The organism is Caulobacter segnis (assembly GCF_019931575.1).
GTDB lineage: Bacteria > Pseudomonadota > Alphaproteobacteria > Caulobacterales > Caulobacteraceae > Caulobacter > Caulobacter segnis_C.
Genome location: NZ_CP082923.1, coordinates 3,432,775 through 3,448,940, shown reverse-complemented (window position 1 = coordinate 3,448,940; position 16,166 = coordinate 3,432,775). Strand labels below are relative to the sequence as shown.

General features: G+C 69.4%; 11 protein-coding genes, 1 tRNA gene and 1 pseudogene. 11 read left to right on the top strand and 2 right to left on the bottom strand.

What is annotated here, in order from left to right; all coding sequences use genetic code 11:
• Positions 1 to 58: 58 nt before the first annotated feature.
• The 4 genes and pseudogenes from K8940_RS15915 to K8940_RS15900 all read left to right on the top strand — a co-directional run bounded on the left by K8940_RS15915 (position 59) and on the right by K8940_RS15900 (position 5,208).
• A complete protein-coding gene (locus tag K8940_RS15915) occupies positions 59 to 1,342 on the top strand; it encodes a serine hydrolase domain-containing protein (RefSeq protein ID WP_223391022.1) in 1,284 nt (427 codons plus the stop codon).
• The gene (locus K8940_RS15910; protein ID WP_411675559.1) at positions 1,342 to 2,670 is read left to right on the top strand and encodes a spinster family MFS transporter; all 1,329 of its coding nucleotides are present in this window, start codon (positions 1,342 to 1,344) and stop codon (positions 2,668 to 2,670) included. The genes K8940_RS15915 and K8940_RS15910 overlap by 1 nt, the downstream gene beginning before the upstream one ends.
• Entirely contained in the window at positions 2,667 to 4,301 is a 1,635-nt protein-coding gene (locus K8940_RS15905) for a carboxylesterase/lipase family protein (protein ID WP_223391020.1), read from the top strand. The genes K8940_RS15910 and K8940_RS15905 overlap by 4 nt, the downstream gene beginning before the upstream one ends.
• 23 nt (positions 4,302 to 4,324) lie before the next feature.
• Positions 4,325 to 5,208, top strand: a pseudogene (locus tag K8940_RS15900) (SDR family NAD(P)-dependent oxidoreductase).
• Between the two features lie 170 nt (positions 5,209 to 5,378).
• Here K8940_RS15900 and K8940_RS15895 read toward each other — a convergent pair.
• Positions 5,379 to 6,674 (bottom strand): MFS transporter, encoded by a 1,296-nt coding sequence (locus K8940_RS15895; protein ID WP_223391018.1) that lies wholly within the window; start codon positions 6,672 to 6,674, stop codon positions 5,379 to 5,381.
• Positions 6,675 to 6,964: 290 nt separating this feature from the next.
• Here K8940_RS15895 and K8940_RS15890 point away from each other — a divergent pair, with 290 nt between their 5' ends.
• The 5 genes from K8940_RS15890 to K8940_RS15870 all read left to right on the top strand — a co-directional run bounded on the left by K8940_RS15890 (position 6,965) and on the right by K8940_RS15870 (position 13,937).
• Complete coding sequence (locus tag K8940_RS15890; protein ID WP_223391017.1) at positions 6,965 to 7,555, top strand: RNA polymerase sigma factor; 591 nt, start codon at positions 6,965 to 6,967, stop codon at positions 7,553 to 7,555.
• Entirely contained in the window at positions 7,485 to 8,483 is a 999-nt protein-coding gene (locus tag K8940_RS15885) for a FecR family protein (protein ID WP_223391014.1), read from the top strand. Before K8940_RS15890 ends, K8940_RS15885 begins: the two co-directional genes overlap by 71 nt.
• Before the next feature lie 88 nt (positions 8,484 to 8,571).
• Positions 8,572 to 11,337, top strand: coding sequence for a TonB-dependent receptor plug domain-containing protein (locus tag K8940_RS15880; protein WP_223391012.1), 2,766 nt, complete (start codon positions 8,572 to 8,574; stop codon positions 11,335 to 11,337).
• A gap of 2 nt (positions 11,338 to 11,339) precedes the next feature.
• Entirely contained in the window at positions 11,340 to 13,442 is a 2,103-nt protein-coding gene (locus tag K8940_RS15875; RefSeq protein ID WP_223391010.1) for a penicillin acylase family protein, read from the top strand.
• 18 nt (positions 13,443 to 13,460) lie between these two features.
• Complete coding sequence (locus K8940_RS15870; protein WP_223391008.1) at positions 13,461 to 13,937, top strand: hypothetical protein; 477 nt, start codon at positions 13,461 to 13,463, stop codon at positions 13,935 to 13,937.
• 196 nt (positions 13,938 to 14,133) lie between these two features.
• Here K8940_RS15870 and K8940_RS15865 read toward each other — a convergent pair.
• Positions 14,134 to 14,208, bottom strand: a tRNA-Thr gene (locus K8940_RS15865).
• A 90-nt stretch (positions 14,209 to 14,298) separates the two neighbouring features.
• On the opposite strand from K8940_RS15865, the gene K8940_RS15860 reads away from it, so the two are divergent.
• Positions 14,299 to 14,763: a hypothetical protein gene (locus K8940_RS15860; RefSeq protein ID WP_223391006.1), complete on the top strand. Its 465-nt coding sequence runs from the start codon at positions 14,299 to 14,301 to the stop codon at positions 14,761 to 14,763.
• A 111-nt stretch (positions 14,764 to 14,874) separates the two neighbouring features.
• Positions 14,875 to 16,164, top strand: a complete 1,290-nt coding sequence (gene murA / locus K8940_RS15855) for a UDP-N-acetylglucosamine 1-carboxyvinyltransferase (protein WP_223391005.1) — start codon at positions 14,875 to 14,877, stop codon at positions 16,162 to 16,164.
• Positions 16,165 to 16,166: the final 2 nt, after the last annotated feature.

The following is a 16,166-nucleotide window of genomic DNA, read 5'->3' as shown; positions in this document are numbered from 1 at the left end:
ATGGTCTTGCCGCCACCCCCGCGGCCCTCTGCATACCCCGGCCGGAGCGCCTTCCTTCATGATCGACGACGATGTCCGCCGCGCCCAGGGTTTCGATCCCGACAGGCTCGCCGAGGTCGGATCCACGCTGCGGGGGTTCGTCGACCGGGGCGAGTTGGCGGGCGTCGTGACCCTGACCTCGCGCGGCGGCGAGATCGTCCAGTCCGAGGCGCTGGGCTGGCGCGACATCGAGGCCAAGGCCCCGATGCGGCCCGACACCCTGTTCCGCATCGCTTCGATGACCAAGCCGATCACCTCGGTGGCGGCCCTGATGCTGATCGAGGAGGGCAGGCTGGCCCTCGAGGATCCGATCGCCCGCTGGATCCCGGAACTGGCCGATCCGCTCGTGCTGCGCGACGCCGCCGGCCCATTGCGCGACACGACGCCGGCCCGGCGTCCGATCACCGTCGAGGACCTGCTGACCCACCGCGCAGGGCTCGCCTACGCCTTCTTCTCGGAAGGTCCGCTCAAGCAGGCCTATGAGCGCGCGCTGGGCGATCCGGCCATGACCCGCCTGACGCCCGACGAGTGGCTAGCCGCGCTGGGCGGCCTGCCGCTGGCCTATCAGCCCGGCGAACGCTTCCACTACGGCCACTCGACCGACGTACTGGGCTTCCTGATCGGCCGGGTCGAGGGCAAGCCGCTGGCCGAGGTCCTGCGCGAGCGGATCTTCGCGCCGCTGGGCATGCGGGACACCGACTTTTGGCTTCCGCGCGACAAGCGCGGCCGTCTGGCCAGCCTCTACGCCTATGACGAGGCGGCGGGCCGGCTCGCAAAAGTCGAGCCCGAGATGTACGACGAGCCGCCGGCCTATACGCCGGGCGGCGGCGGGCTGATCTCGACCGCCTCGGACTATCACCGGTTCGCGCGCATGCTGCTGGGCGGCGCCGCCCTGGGCGGGGTCCGCCTGCTGCGTCCCGAGACCGTCCGGCTGATGCGGACCAACAGGCTGACCGAGGTTCAGCGCGAGGTCCCGTTCGCCGGCATGCCGCTGTGGCGGAGCAACGGCTTCGGCCTGGGGGTCTCGATCGCCGAGGACCCGGTCGACAACCCCTACGCCTGCGGGGCGCCGGGCTCGATGACCTGGCCGGGAATCTTCGGCACCTGGTGGCAGGCCGATCCCGTCAACGACCTGGTCATGATCTACCTGATCCAGCACCAGGTGCCGGTCTCCGCCGGCTCGGGCGCGACGATCGCGACGGGCGTCGGGGCCGCCGGCCGCCGCGCTCTGCCCGCCTACCAGCGGGGCGTCTACGCGGCCCTGAAGGGCGAGCCTCTCCGCCAAAGATCCGAGGAACGATGATGGGCGAACTGGACATGGCTTCGACCATCACCCCGTCGACGGCGCTGAACCCGGATCGAACGCCCGACCGGCGAGCCTGGGTCGCCCTGGCCTGCCTGTGGTTCATCTACGTCCTGAACTTCCTGGACCGGCAACTGCTGTCGATCCTGGCCAAGCCGATCCAGGACACGCTGCACATCACCGACAGCCAGCTGGGCTTGCTGGGCGGTCTCTATTTCGCGGCCTTCTACTGCTTCATCGCCATTCCGGTGGGTTGGCTCGCCGACCGGACCAACCGCGTGACCGTCCTGGCCGTCGCCTGCGGGATCTGGAGCGCGGCGACCATGGCCTGCGGTGTGGCCGGCTCCTATGGCGCGTTCGCCGTGGCGCGGATGACAGTGGGGTTCGGCGAGGCCGGGGGCGTGCCGCCGTCCTACGCGATCATCACCGACTATTTCCCGCCCGGACGCCGGGGCAGGGCGCTGGGCCTCTACAATCTGGGCCCGCCGGTCGGCGCGGCGCTGGGCATCGCCTTCGGAGCCTCGATGGCCGCGGCGTTCAGCTGGCGCGACGCCTTCCTGATCACCGGCGCCGTCGGCGTCGTCGCGGCCCTGGTCCTTAAGTTCTTGGTGCGCGAACCCGAGCGCGGCGGGCTCGACCATCACCCGACGCCGCGCGTCGCGCCGGCCCGGGCGGGCTTCGGCGACACCCTGCGAATGTTCTTCTCGCACCCGCTTCTGCTGCTCGTCTCGCTGGGCAGCGGCGCGACCCAGTTCGTCACCTATGGCCTCGGCAACTTCGCCACCCTGTTCCTGATGCGCGAGAAGGGAATGACCCTGGGCGAGGTCGCCGTCTGGTACGCGGTGGTCGTCGGCGTCGGCATGAGCGTGGGCATCTTCGGCTCGGGCTGGCTGATCGATCGCTTCACCCGCCATTCGAAGCGCGCCTACGGCCTGGCGCCCGCCATCGCGCTGGTGCTGGCCGTGCCCTGCTACCTGGGTTTCGTGGCCGCCCCGCACTGGCCGGTCGCCCTGGCCTGCCTGCTCCCGGCCATGTGCCTGAACCACGTCTATCTGTCGTCCGCCGTGACCCTGGTCCAGAACGAGGTGCGCCCCAACCAGCGCGTGATGTCCGGCGCCCTGCTGCTGCTGGTGATGAACTTCATCGGCCTGGGCCTGGGCCCCACCTATGTCGGCGCGGCCAGCGACTTCTTCCGCGCCGCCCATCCCGACAACTCGCTGCAGGTGGCGCTGTTCACCCTGGTCCCGTTCTATGGCCTGGCCATCGGCCTCTTCCTTCTGTTGGCGCGGGCCCTCGGCAAGGCCCCCAAGATCGGAGCCGCTCCATGACCCTTTTGAAGGCCGCCTTCGCCGCCGCGCTGCTGATCGCCGGCGCCGCCCACGCCGCCGAGGATCGGCCCGTGGTCGCCGCGCCGGCCGGGACGGTGGCGGGCGTCATCGACGCTGGGACCCTGGCCTTCAAGGGCCTGCCCTACGCCGCGCCGCCCGTCGGTGCTGGACGCTGGCGAGCTCCCGCGCCGGCCGCGCGCTGGGACGGAACCCGCGACGCCAGCCAGTTCGGCCCGGCCTGCGTCCAGCCGACGCCCGGTCCGCCCTCGGTCTATTCGGGCGAGGTCGGCCCCACCAGCGAGGACTGCCTGACCCTGAACCTCTGGACGCCGTCGACCCGGGGCAAGGCGCCGGTCATCGTCTGGATCCACGGCGGCTCCCTGACCTCGGGCTCGGGTCGGTCGGCCCTGCAGAACGGCGCGCGGTACGCGGCCGCCGGGACGGTCCTGGTCACGATCAACTACCGCCTGGGCGCGCTGGGCTATCTGGCCCATCCGGACCTGAGCAAGGAGACGCCGGACGGCCTCTCCGGCAACTACGGCCTCCTCGACCAGATCGCCGCGCTGCAATGGGTTCGGAACAACATCGCCGCGTTCGGCGGCGACCCGGACAACGTCACCATCGCCGGGGAGTCCGCTGGGGCGCTCAGCGTCATGTACCTGATGGTCTCGCCTCCCGCGCGCGGCCTGTTCGCCAAGGCGATCGCCCAGAGCGCCTACATGATCTCCACGCCCGAGCTGAAGGCCGCCCGCCACGGCGCGCCGTCAGGCGAGGCGGCCGGCGTCTATGTGCAGGGCGCGCTGGGGGCGCCCAGCCTGGCGGCGCTGCGGGCGATGGATCCGCAAGTCCTGACGGACAAGGCCGCCCAGGCCGGCTTCCTGCCGTTTGGCGTCGTCGACGGCGTCGTGCTCACGCGCCAGCTGGTCGACGCGTTCGATCGCGGCGAGCAGGCCCGCGCGCCGATCCTCGTCGGCTTCAACAGCGGCGAGATCCGCTCCCTGCGCTTTCTGGCGCCGCCCGCCCCGAAGACCACGCAGGACTACGAGAAGGCGATCCGTGCGCGTTACGGCGACCTGGCCGGCGACTTCCTGGCGCTCTATCCGGCCGCGACCCTGGAAGAGAGCGTGCTGGCCACGACCCGCGACGCCCTCTACGGCTGGACCTCCGAACGCCTCGCGCGGTCCCAGACCAAGGCCGGCCAGCCGTCATTCCTCTATCTGTTCGACCACGGCTATCCGGCCATGGACCAGGCCGGGCTGCACGCCTTCCACGCCAGTGAGATCCCCTATATGTTCGGGACGCTGGACCGCACGCCGCCGCGCTGGCCCAAGGCGCCCGACACGGCGGACGAGGCGCGGCTGTCGGACGCCATGATCGGCTACTGGACCAGTTTCGCCCGCACGGGACGGCCCGATGCGGCGGGCGAGGCGGCCTGGAAACCCTATGCGCCGCGCGGTCCCTACATGGCCTTCCGCGACAAGCCGACGGCCGAGACGGACCTGATGCCCGGCATGTTCGCGCTGCACGAACGCGCGGTGTGCCGCCGCAAGGCCAGCGGCGACCAGCCCTGGAACTGGAATGTGGGCCTGGTCTCGCCGGTCCTGGCCGGCCCGACGCCGGCCTGCCCCTGACCCCATCGACGGAAACGAACGAGATGACCGAACCTTTCAAGCCCCTGGCCGGGCGCGTGGCCATCGTCACCGGCTCGGGCGGCGGGCTCGGGCGCGCCCACGCCCTCTACCTGGCCAGCCAGGGCGCCGCCGTGGTGATCAACGACATCGCCCAGGCGGCCGCCGATCGCGTGGCCGAGGAGATCGAGGGGCTGGGCGGTCGCGCCTGACCGTCGCCGCCTCGGTCACCGACGAGACCGCCGTCGCGGCCATGATCGCGCGGACCCTGGCCGCCTTCGGGCGCATCGACATCGTGGTCAACAACGCCGGCATCCTGCGCGACAAGTCGTTCGCCAAGATGGACTTGGCCGACTTCCGCGTGGTGGTCGACGTCCACCTGATCGGCGCGGCGGTGGTCTGCAAGGCCGTCTGGGACACCATGCGGGCGCAGAACTACGGCCGCATCGTCATGACCACGTCGTCCTCCGGGCTCTACGGCAACTTCGGCCAGGCCAACTACGGCGCGGCCAAGATGGCGCTGGTCGGGCTGATGCAGACCCTGGCGATCGAGGGGGCCAAGACCGACATCCGGGTCAACTGCCTGGCCCCGACGGCGGCCACCCAGATGACCCACGGCGTGATATCCGAGGACAGCCTGAGCCGGCTGGACCCCGCTCTGGTCAGCCCCGGCCTGCTGGCCTTGGTGGGCGAGGACGCGCCGACCCGCGCCATCCTCTGCGCCGGGGCCGGCCACTTCGCCGCCGCCCACGTCACCCTGACTGACGGCGTCCAGATCGGCGCGGCCGCGGACGCCGGCCAGCAGGTGGCCGCCCGCTGGGCCGAGGTGGTCGAGCGGCGCGGCGAGATCGCGCCGACCCACGCCTTCGTCCAGTCCGAGCGCGAACTCGCCGCGGTGGGGCTGGCCTGAGAGCGAACGCTCAGGTCATCAGCGGAACTTAAAATCTACTAAATCGATCTGATTTCGATCCGGGGCGCGTCGGGTCCATGGTCACGATGTCGTCGGGAGGGGCTCGGCGGCCCGCCAGCCCGTGACCTTCGATGCGCCTCCGCCAGCGATCGCCGACCCTCGCCGTCGCGTCAGTCCTCCTCGATGAGGCTGCGATGCTTGGTGTCGGGCATGCGCAGATAGACGACCAGCGACACGGCGATCATGGCGGTGACATAGATATAGAAGCCGCGCTCCAGGTGCTGGCTCTTGAACCACAGCGCCACGTACTCGGCCGTGCCGCCGAACACGGTGTTGGCCAGGGCGTAGGGCAGGGCCACGCCCAGGGCGCGGATGTGGGCGGGGAACAGCTCGGCCTTCACCACGGCGTTGATGGCCGTGTAGCCAGTGACGATCACGAGGGCGGCCAGCACCAGCAGGAAGGCGACGAACGAGCTGGTCGTGGTCTCCAGCGTGCGGAAGATCAGCCAGGTGAACAGCACCCCCGCCACGCCGAAGCCGACCATCAGCGGCTTGCGGCCGATGCGGTCGGACAGCGCCCCGGCCAGGGGCTGCAGCAGCATGTAGATGAAGAGGGCCGCGGCCGTGATCTCGGTGGCCGCCTCGCGGCTGAAGCCCGAGGTATTGACCAGGAACTTCTGCATGTAGGTCGAGTAGGCGTAGAAGGCCAAGGTGCCGCCGGCGGTCAGCAGGATCACGGTCAGGGCCTGACGCGGGTGGTCGCGGAACAACGCCCAGCCGCTGGAGACCGCCTGGGCGTCGCGCTTGGCAGCTTGGGCCTTTGTGAAGCTCTCGGTCTCGGCCAGGCCCCGGCGGATATAGTAGACCGCCACGGCCAGGACGCCGCCGGCCGCGAACGGGATGCGCCAGCCCCACGCCTCCAGGTCCTTCGGCGCCAGGGTCGCCTGCAGGCCCAGCAGCACGCACAGCGCGATCAACTGGCCCGAGATCAGGGTCACGTACTGGAAGCTGGAGAAGAAGCCTCGGTTCTCCTTGCCGGCCATCTCGGACAGATAGGTAGCCGAAGCTCCGTACTCGCCGCCAACCGACAGGCCCTGCAGCAGGCGGGCGACCAGCAGGATGATCGGGGCGGCGATGCCGATGCGGTCGTAGCCGGGCGTCACGGCGATCAGCAGCGAGCCGGCGCACATCAGGGTCACCGAGAAGGTCAGACCCGCCTTGCGGCCCTTGCGGTCGGCGTAGATGCCCATGATCCACGCGCCGACCGGGCGCATGACGAAGCCGACCGCGAAGATCGCCGCCGCGCTCAGGAGCTGGGCGGTCGGGTCGTCGGACGGGAAGAAGCTGGGCGCGAAATAGAGGGTGAAGGCCGAGTAGACGTACCAGTCGTACCACTCGACCAGATTGCCGGCCGAGCCGCCGATGATCGACTTGATCCGTCGACGACGATCCGAAGCTTCACTCAAGATTGTTCCCTCCCGGCGCACGTCGCCCTCGGCGGGAGCGCGTCGCACTCCGGCCCTTATCCGGCTCAAACGGATCGGGCGCGGATTTCCGCCATCGCCGCGATCATTCCGGCGTCACGCGACGCTTCGGCGCCCAGAAAGCTCGCGCGACGCCCGCGAATGCGTCGCGGGCCGATCATCGGCGGTCTGGCCGCGCCCAAACATCGCTTCGTCGTCGACACCGTCGGTGGGCGGAGATTTCCTGACCTGGGCGCGCCTCCGCGCCGCCCCCAAGCCGGAGGGGCCCCCGCATGGACGGTCTGACTGAGCGCCTGAACTGGTTCAAGACCGTGATCCTGCCGCACGAGGCGGGACTGCGCTCGCGCCTGCGTCGGCTGTGCCCGCCGGGCTTCGACGTCGACAACCTGGTGGCCGAGAGCCTGGCCCGGGCCTACGCGGCCAAGGATATCGGCCGCATCGGCGCGGCCGGGCGCGGCTACCTGCATACCATCGCTCGCAACCTGCTAATCGACGCGATCCGCAAGGACACGGTCGTGTCGCTGGACTTCATGGCGGACCTGGACGCCTTGCGCGTCGATGATTCCCTGGAGGCCTCGCTGACCGCCCGCGATGAACTGCGCAAATTGCAGGCGATCATCGAGACCCTGCCGCCGCAGTGCCGCCAAGTGTTCATCCTGCGCCGGGTGCACGAAGTTTCTTTCCAGGAGATAGCGGATCGCATGTCGCTATCCGTTTCGACAGTCGAGAAGCATCTTGCTAGAGCTGTGATGCTCGTGGCCAAGGCGATGTCCGAGCGCGAGGAAGGCAGTTTTGACCGCATCACCCGCAGGTCCGGAAAGCCGGCAGGCGATCGAGGCGCAGGCGTCGGAGTTCGTCGCTAGGCTGCAAGGCGACGTCGACGCGCGCGCGCGGCGCGCCATCCACGACTGGATCGAGGCCGATCCGCATCACGCCGTCGCCTTCGCGCGCATGGAGGCGGCCTGGGAGGCGGGCGAACGCCTGCGAGCCTGCCCGCCGCCCGTCGAGGCCAAGCCTGAGCCCGAGGCGGCCGCGGCGCCGCATCCCTTCCTGACCCGTCGGAACATCCTGATCGGCTCGGCGGCGGCCACGCTGGTGGCGGCGGTCGGAACGGCGATCTGGCGCTACGCCCAGGATGTCGAGCTCTATCGCACTCGTCTGGGCGAGCGGCGCGAGGTGCGCCTGGCGGACGGCTCGCGCATCCACCTGAACACCGCCTCGACGGTCGAGGTCTCGCTGCGCGAGGACAGCCGGCGCGTGCGCCTGGTCAAGGGCGAGGCCCTGTTCGAGGTGGCGCATGATCCCAACCGGCCGTTCCTGGTCGACGCCGGGGCCGCCAAGCTGCGCGCGGTTGGCACCGCCTTCAACGTCCGCATCCGCGAGGCGGTGGTCGAGCTGACCGTGACCGAGGGCGTGGTGGCGGTGGCCGAGAACGTGGCGGCGGTCCGGCGCGTCGACGCCCAGCGCGTGGCGGCCGGGGACGGGGCGGTGATCCGCGGCGGCGCGGTGGCCCCCACCGTCCTGAACCCGAACCTGCTGCGCCAGCGCGTGGCCTGGCAGGACGGGGTGATCGAGCTGGATGGCGAGACGCTGTCTCAGGCCGTGGACGAGTTCAACCGCTACCGCGACCGGCCGATCATCGTCGGCGACCCGCGGCTGGCCAATCTGCGCGTCGGCGGTCGCTTCGAGGTCGACGAGGCCGCCAAGTTCCTGACCGCCGTCGAGGGCAGCTTTCCGGTCCAGGCGATCACCGCCAACGACGGCAGCATCCTGCTGGTGATGCGCTCCTAAAAATTTTCGCTTCCCGGATGGCGGTTCTCGCCCTGGCCGCCCGTTCGACTTGGTTGATACGGTTCAACCGCGCTTGGGGGCGTTGTTTATGTCTAAGTCCACTTTCTGGTATCGCGGCGTCCTGATGGCCACCGTGGCCATGGCCGCGCTTCCGGCGGCGGCCGCCGAGAAGGCCACCGACTTCCACATCGCCGCCCAGCCAATGCAGAATGCGCTTAACGCGCTGTCGCAGCAGTCGGGCGTGCGGCTGCTCTACCCCTACGACCAGGTCGCGGGCCTGCGCTCGCCCGCGGTGACCGGCCGGATGTCGACGCGCGAGGCGCTGGACAAGATCATCGAACGCTCATCGCTGCGGGTGGCGATCATGCAGGACGGCCTGATCGCCCTGACCGCGACCCCGGCGCCCGCCCTGATCCGCACCAGCGCGCCCGGCGCGGTCTCGGCGGCCGAGGCCGTCCAGGCCGATCCCGTCGCGCCCGTCGCGGCCGAGGCCCCGCAGGAGGTCGAGGAATTGGTGGTGACCGGCGCCCGGGGCGCGGCCCGCACGGTGATCAAGAGCGCCACGCCGATTGACGTGATCGGCTCGGCCGAACTGGAACGCACCGGCCGCGCCGGCGTCTTCCAGGCGATGCAGACCCTGGTGCCCTCGTTCAACCTACCGGCCCGCGCCGGGGGCGGCACCTCGACGGTGATCTCGACGGGCGGCCTGCGCGGCCTGAACCCCGACCAGACCCTGGTGCTGGTCAACGGGAAACGCCGCCACAAGACCGCGCTGATCAACTCGGTCTCGTCGCTGTACAACGGCTCGGTGCCGGCCGACCTGGACCTGGTGCCGACCTCGGCGATCGGCCGCATCGAGGTGCTGCGCGACGGCGCCGCCGCCCAGTACGGCTCGGACGCCATCGCCGGCGTCATCAACATCATCCTCAAGGAGACGCCCGGGGGCTCGGTCAGCGTCACCCACGGCGAGAACTTCGACCGCAACGACGGCAAGTTCACCCAGGTGGTCGGCAACTACGGCTTCAATCTGGGCGACAAGGGCTTCCTGAACCTGTCGGTGGCGACCAAGGACCAGGCCCTGTCGAACCGCGCCATTCCGGTCGCCTCGACGATCCAGATCTATCCCAAGATCGGCACGGCCGCCGACCCACGCGAGGCCACGGTCGACCGCCTGGTCACCCGCAACTACGGCGTCCTGCCCCAGTGGGGCGTGAACCTGGGCTACAACGGCCACTACGAGGTGGGCCAGGTCGAGGTCTATTCGTTCGGCACGGTCAGCAAGCGGGTCTCGGACCTGCCGTTCACCTTCCGCGCCCCCAACAGCGTCAACGCCCTGCCGCAGATCTATCCGGAGGGCTTCCGCCCGAACCTGGTGATCAAGGAGCGGGACTTCGACCTCGCCGTCGGCGCGCGCGGGACCTTCCACGGCTGGTCGTGGGACGCCTCGTCGACCTTCGGCAAGGATCTGGCCAAGGAGCGGGTGTCCGAGAGCATCAACGCCAGCCTCGGCCCGAACAGCCCGACCAGCTTCTATGTCGGCAAGCTGGTGTCGTCGGAGTGGGTCAATTCGATCGACGTGACGCGCGGCTTCGTGTTGGCCAGCGGCGGCGACGTCCAGGTTTCGTTCGGCGGTCAGTACCGCCAAGAGACCTACCAGGTCGGCGAGGGCGAGCCGCTGAGCTACGCGGCCGGGACCTACGTCATCCCGACGGGCCAGCCGTTCGCCGGCCAGCGCCCGGCCACCGGGGCCCAGGCGGCGCCGGGCTTCCAGCCCAGCGACGCCAGCAAGTCCAAGCGCGACAGTTATGCCGGCTACGGCGAGGTCGGCTACACCCAGGGCAAGCTCTTCCTGGGCGCGGCGGTCCGATACGAGAACTATGACGACGCTTCGGGCGACACGGTGGTGGGCAAGGTCAATGGCCGCTACGAGCTGACCGACTGGCTGGCCGTGCGCGGCGCGGCCAGCACCGGCTTCCGCGCCCCGGGCCTGGCCCAGGAAAACTACGCCGCCAGCTCCAGCCAGTTCCGCCTGGTGAACGGCGTGCTGGACCTGCTGCAGATCAAGACCCTGCCGGTCGGCTCCAAGGAGGCCATCGCGCTGGGCGCCAAGCCGCTGACGCCGGAGACGTCCAAGAACTACAGCCTGGGCGTGACGCTGGAGCCGCTGCCGCGCCTCAGCGTGACCATCGACGCCTACCAGATCGATGTCGACGACCGCATCGCCATCACCAGCACCCTGACGGGCACGGCGGTCAGCGGCATTCTGGCCGCCAACGGCCTGGCGAGCTCGTTGAGCGCCCAGTACTACACCAACGCCATCGACACCCGGACCAAGGGCGTCGACGTGGTGGCCAGCTGGCGACAGGACCTGGGGTCGTTCGGCGCGCTGCGCGTGAACCTCGGCTATAACCACAACGAGACGAAGATCACCCACATCATCGACAACCCGCCGGAGCTGGCGGCGTTGGGGTCCAGCTACGTGCTGTTCGACCGTCTCAGCCAGGGCTACCTGACCAAGGCCTTCCCGAAGGACAAGGTCAGCCTGGGCGCCAACTGGTCGTGGAACAAGCTGAACGTGAACCTGCGCGAGACGCGGTTCGGCAGCTACAAGATCGAGCAGAACACCGTCGCCAACGATCGCAGCTACGGCGCCAAGTGGATCACCGATCTGGAAGCCAGCTACCAGGTGACCAAGGCCGTGACGGCGACGGTCGGGGCCAACAACCTGTTCAACATCTACCCGTCGGCCAACGGCGTGTTCAACGCCACGATCGGTTCGGGTCAGTACCCCGGCACCTCGCCGTTCGGCTTCACCGGCGGGTCGTACTACGCCCGCCTGCAGTGGGACTTCTGAGCATGCGCAAGCGCACCTTCCTCGGCCTCTCGCTGGGGCTCGGCGTCGGCGGTCTGACGGGCGGCTTCTCGCAGGCCGCGCCGAAGAGCTTCGCGGGGCGGGGCGAGATCCTGTGGGACAGCTACGGCGTCCCGCACATCTACGGCAAGGACGACGCGGCCGTGTTCTACGGCTTCGGCTGGGCCCAGGCCCAGAACCACGGCGACGTGGTCATCCACCTCTACGGCGAGGCGCGGGGCAGGGCGGCCGAGTATTGGGGCGAGAGCTTCGCGGACTCCGACCGCTGGCTGCTGGCCAACGACGTCCCGCGGCGGGCCGCGTCCTGGTACCGCGCCGAGAGCGCCCAGTTCCGGGCCAATCTCGACGCCTTCGCCGAGGGCATCAACGCCTACGCCAAGGCGCATCCGGACAAGATCGATCCGGCGGTCAAGGTCGTGCTGCCGGTCACCGGCGTCGACGTCATGGCCCACGCCCACCGGTTGATGCAGTTCATCTACATCGCCCCGCGCGAGAAGACGCTGGGCGGCAGCAACCCCGCCGCCAACGCCGGCTCCAACGCCTGGGCCGTGGCCCCGTCGAAGTCGGCCAGCGGGAACGCCATGCTGCTGGCCAATCCGCACCTGCCCTGGCCGACCAGCTACTTCACCTATTTCGAGGCCGACCTGAACGGGCCCGGCTACCAGATCTACGGCGCCACCCAGGTGGGCCTGCCGGTGCTGCGCTTCGCCTTCAACCAGCGGATGGGCTTCACCAACACGGTCAATACCCTGCTGGGCTCGACCAATTACGAGCTCAAGCTGGCCGACGGCGGTTACGTGTTCGACGGCAAGGTGCTGCCGTTCCAGACCCGCCAGGCCAGCTTCAAGATCAAGGGCGCGGACGGGACCCTGCGCACCGAGACCCTGACCATCCGCTCGTCGGTGCATGGCCCGGTGTTCGATCGCCCGGACGGCAAGACCGTGGCCCTGCGCGTGGCCGGCCTGGATCGCCCCGGCGGCCTTTCCCAGTACTGGGAGATGGGCCTCTCCAAGAGCTTCGCTCAGTTCGAGAAGATCCTGCGCAAGCTGCAGGTGGCCAAGTTCAACATCGTCTACGCCGACAAGGAAGGCCACATCCAGTTCCTGGACAACGGCATCCTGCCCAAGCACGACAAGGGAGATCTCGCCTACTGGAACGGCTTCGTCCCGGGCGACACCTCGGCCACGCTGTGGACCGACATCCTGTCCTATGACGACCTGCCCAAGGTCACCGATCCGGCCAGCGGCTTCGTCCAGAACGCCAACGACCCGCCCTGGGTGTCGACCTGGCCGCAGGCGATCCGCTACGAGGACTTCCCGCCCTATGTGGCGCCAAACGGGCCGATGTCGCTGCGGGCCCAGCAATCGACGCACCTGCTGGCCGACAAGGCCAAGCTGTCGTTCGAGGACTTCGTCGCCCGCAAGCACTCGCACCACACCCTGATGGCCGACCGCGTGCTGCCCGACCTGATCGCGGCGGCGCAGAACGACCCCGATCCCGAGATCCAGGCCGCGGTGGCGCTGCTGAAGGGCTGGGATCGCCAGACCACCGGCGACAGCCGCGCGGCCCTGCTGTTCGAGACCTGGGCCGGCAAGTTCGCGCCCAACAATTTCCTGGTCCAGGCCAACTACAAGGTCAAATGGTCGCCCGCCGACCCGATCGGCACGCCCAGCGGCGTCGCCGATCCGGCCAAGGCGGTCGAGTTCCTCAAGGCGGCGATCGTCGAGGCCAAGGCCAAGTACGGCGCCATCGACCGGCCGTTCGGCGAGGTCTCGCGCTTCGCCATCGACGACGTCGACCTGCCGGGCAACGGCGGCTTCGGCAACACGGGGCTGTTCCGGACCATCACCTGGGGCCCGCTCAAGGACGGCCGACGCCTGCCGCAGCACGGCGAGACCTGGGTGTCGATGGTCGAGTTCTCCACGCCCATTAAGGCCGTCGGCCTGATGAGCTATGGCAACGCCAGCCAGCCCGGCTCCAAGCACCGGGCCGATCAGCTGAAGCACCTGTCGGAAAACACCCTGCGCACCCTGTGGACCACTCGGGCCGAGGTCGAAAAGAACCTCGAGGCCCGCACGCCCTTCTAGACCTTCGGAGACGCCAAGATGCTGAAACGATCCCTGCTGAGCGCCGCCCTCGGCGCGACCCTGCTGATGACCGCCGGCCAGGCCCTGGCCGCCAACCCGCACGACGGGGCGTGGGTCTCGGTGGAGGAGAAGTCCTACTGGAGCGACGGCAACCTGCCCAAGGGCTTCAAGCTGACCATCAATCTGAAGTTCGGCGACAACAAGCTGGAGTACCACTCGGTCAACACGACGGGCGGCCGCGAGTTCAAGACCGATTACCTGACCAGCCTGGACGGGACGCCGGCGATCTTCAACGACCAGGCCCGCTTCAACCAGGTCTCGGTCAAGCAGCTGGGCCCCGATGAGTTCCAGATCCTGAAGATGAAGGATGGCGACGTCATCGTCGGCGAGTTCTGGACCTTCCGTCCGGATGGCAAGACCCTGGTCCGCCGCGGCGTGGGCAAGTCGCCCGAGGGCCGCTCCAAGGCCTACCAGGAGACCTTCGTCCGTCAGTAAGGACGATCCGGGCGGTATTCCGTCTGCTGCGTGGGAGGAGGGCGTCGGAAACGACGTCCTCCTTTCGCGCGCCTGTGCGAGAGCGTCGGAAGACGATTTGACGGACGTCCGAATGGGCGTCCGCTTCAGCGTGCGTGTCGTCTCGAGGGTGGATCTCGTCGTATTGGCGGGGGTCCAAGCTGTGCTTGGACCCCCATGGTGCCGCCGGGCAGGATTGAACTGCCGACCTCAGCCTTACCAAGGATGCGCTCTACCACTGAGCTACGGCGGCGACGAGGAGGGGGCGTATAGCGAGGAGAATCGCGAACGCCAAGCCCAAAATCGCCTTGACCCTGGAAGTTTGTCGCCGCACCCCCGGCGCATGCCGATCAGCGACGACAAATCGACCCGCGAGGCCAAGCTGGCCGAGGCCCTCAGAACCAACCTGCGCAAGCGAAAAGCCGCGGCGCGCGCCAGTTCCCTGGGGAGTTCCGCCGAATCCGACCCGGCGATCGCGGCCGCGCGAGCGGCGCCGAAGCCGTATAACGCCGTTCGAAACTTGCTGGGGATAAGTCATCGCGACGGAAGCCGGGTTCCGCTGGTGGTCGCGCTGTCGGCGCCGTTCCCGAATCCAGACGGGGAGGGCTGGGCGGTCGCCGTGCGGCTGAGCGGCGACGGCGGCCAGTTCGACACCGAGCACGGCAAGGCCGCCTTCGGCCGCGACGGCCTGGCGGCGACGCGCAAGGCCATCGACCTGGCCCAGGTCGCCCTGGACCTGGCCAGCGTCACCCACGACCTGCGCTGGCCGGACGACGAGCGTCCCTACGACCTGTCGGCGCCGATCTAACGGGCGGATTTAGTGGGGGAAGCCCTTGCAACCCCCCTTGCAACGGATAGAACGCGCTCCTCACATGTGAGCCGCGCGGCGTCCCCCACCCCGCGCGTTCGAGGGACCTGAATGGATCGCATCGCCATCACCGGCGGCGCGCGGCTGAACGGATCGATCCCGATCAGCGGCGCCAAGAACTCGGCCATCAAGCTGATGGCGGCCAGCCTGCTCACCGACGAGCCGCTGCGCCTGACGAACATGCCGCGCCTGGCCGACACCCGGTTCCTGGGCAAGTTGCTCATGCGCCTGGGCGTCAGCGTCACCGAGAGCGACGGTCCGGACGGTCAGCAGACCATCCTGCACGCGCCGGAGATCACCAGCGGCTTCGCGCCTTACGATCTGGTCCGCCAGATGCGGGCCTCGTTCAACGTGCTGGGCCCGCTGGTCGCCCGTTCGGGCCAGGCCAAGGTCTCGCTGCCCGGCGGCTGCACCATCGGCGCCCGCCCCGTGGACCTGCACCTGCAGGCCCTGGAGGCCCTGGGGGCCAAGATCGACCTGCACGAAGGCTACGTCTACGCCCAGGCCCCGCGCGGCCTGAAGGGCGCCGAGATCACCTTCCCGTTCGTGTCCGTGGGCGCGACCGAGCACGCCATGCTGGCCGCCGTGCTGGCCGACGGCGTGACCGTCATCCACAACGCCGCCTGTGAGCCCGAGCTGGTCGACCTGCAGGAGTGCCTGAACGCCATGGGCGCCAAGGTCGAGGGGGCCGGCACGCCGACCGTGACCATCACCGGCGTTCCCCGTCTGAAGGGCGCGACCCATGCGGTGATCCCCGACCGGATCGAGATGGGCACCTACGCCGTCGCGGCCGCCATGGCCGGCGGGGAGGTCCGTCTGACCAACGCCCGCCCGGGCCTGATCGACGCCCTGCTCGAGAAGCTGAAGGAAGCCGGCGCCGGCGTCGAGGAGACCGCCGACGGCTGCATCATCCGCCGCAACGGTTCGCGCCTGAACGCCGTCGACATCGAGACCGCGCCGTTCCCGGGCTTCGCCACCGACCTGCAGGCGCAGTTCATGGCGCTGATGACGACCGCGAACGGCGAGAGCCGCATCCGCGAGACCATCTTCGAAAACCGCTTCATGCACGCCCCCGAGCTGATGCGCCTGGGCGCCGACATCTCGGTCTCGGGCGGCGAGGCCCGCGTGCGCGGCGTCGAGCAGTTGGAAGGCGCCGAGGTGATGGCCACCGACCTGCGCGCCTCGGTCAGCCTGGTGATCGCCGGCCTGGTCGCGCGCGGCGAGACCACGGTCAGCCGCATCTATCACCTGGACCGCGGCTTCGAGCGCCTGGAAGAGAAGCTGGGCGCCTGCGGGGCCCAGGTCCGCCGCATCGTCGGCGACGGCGAGCCGGAGCTCTAGGC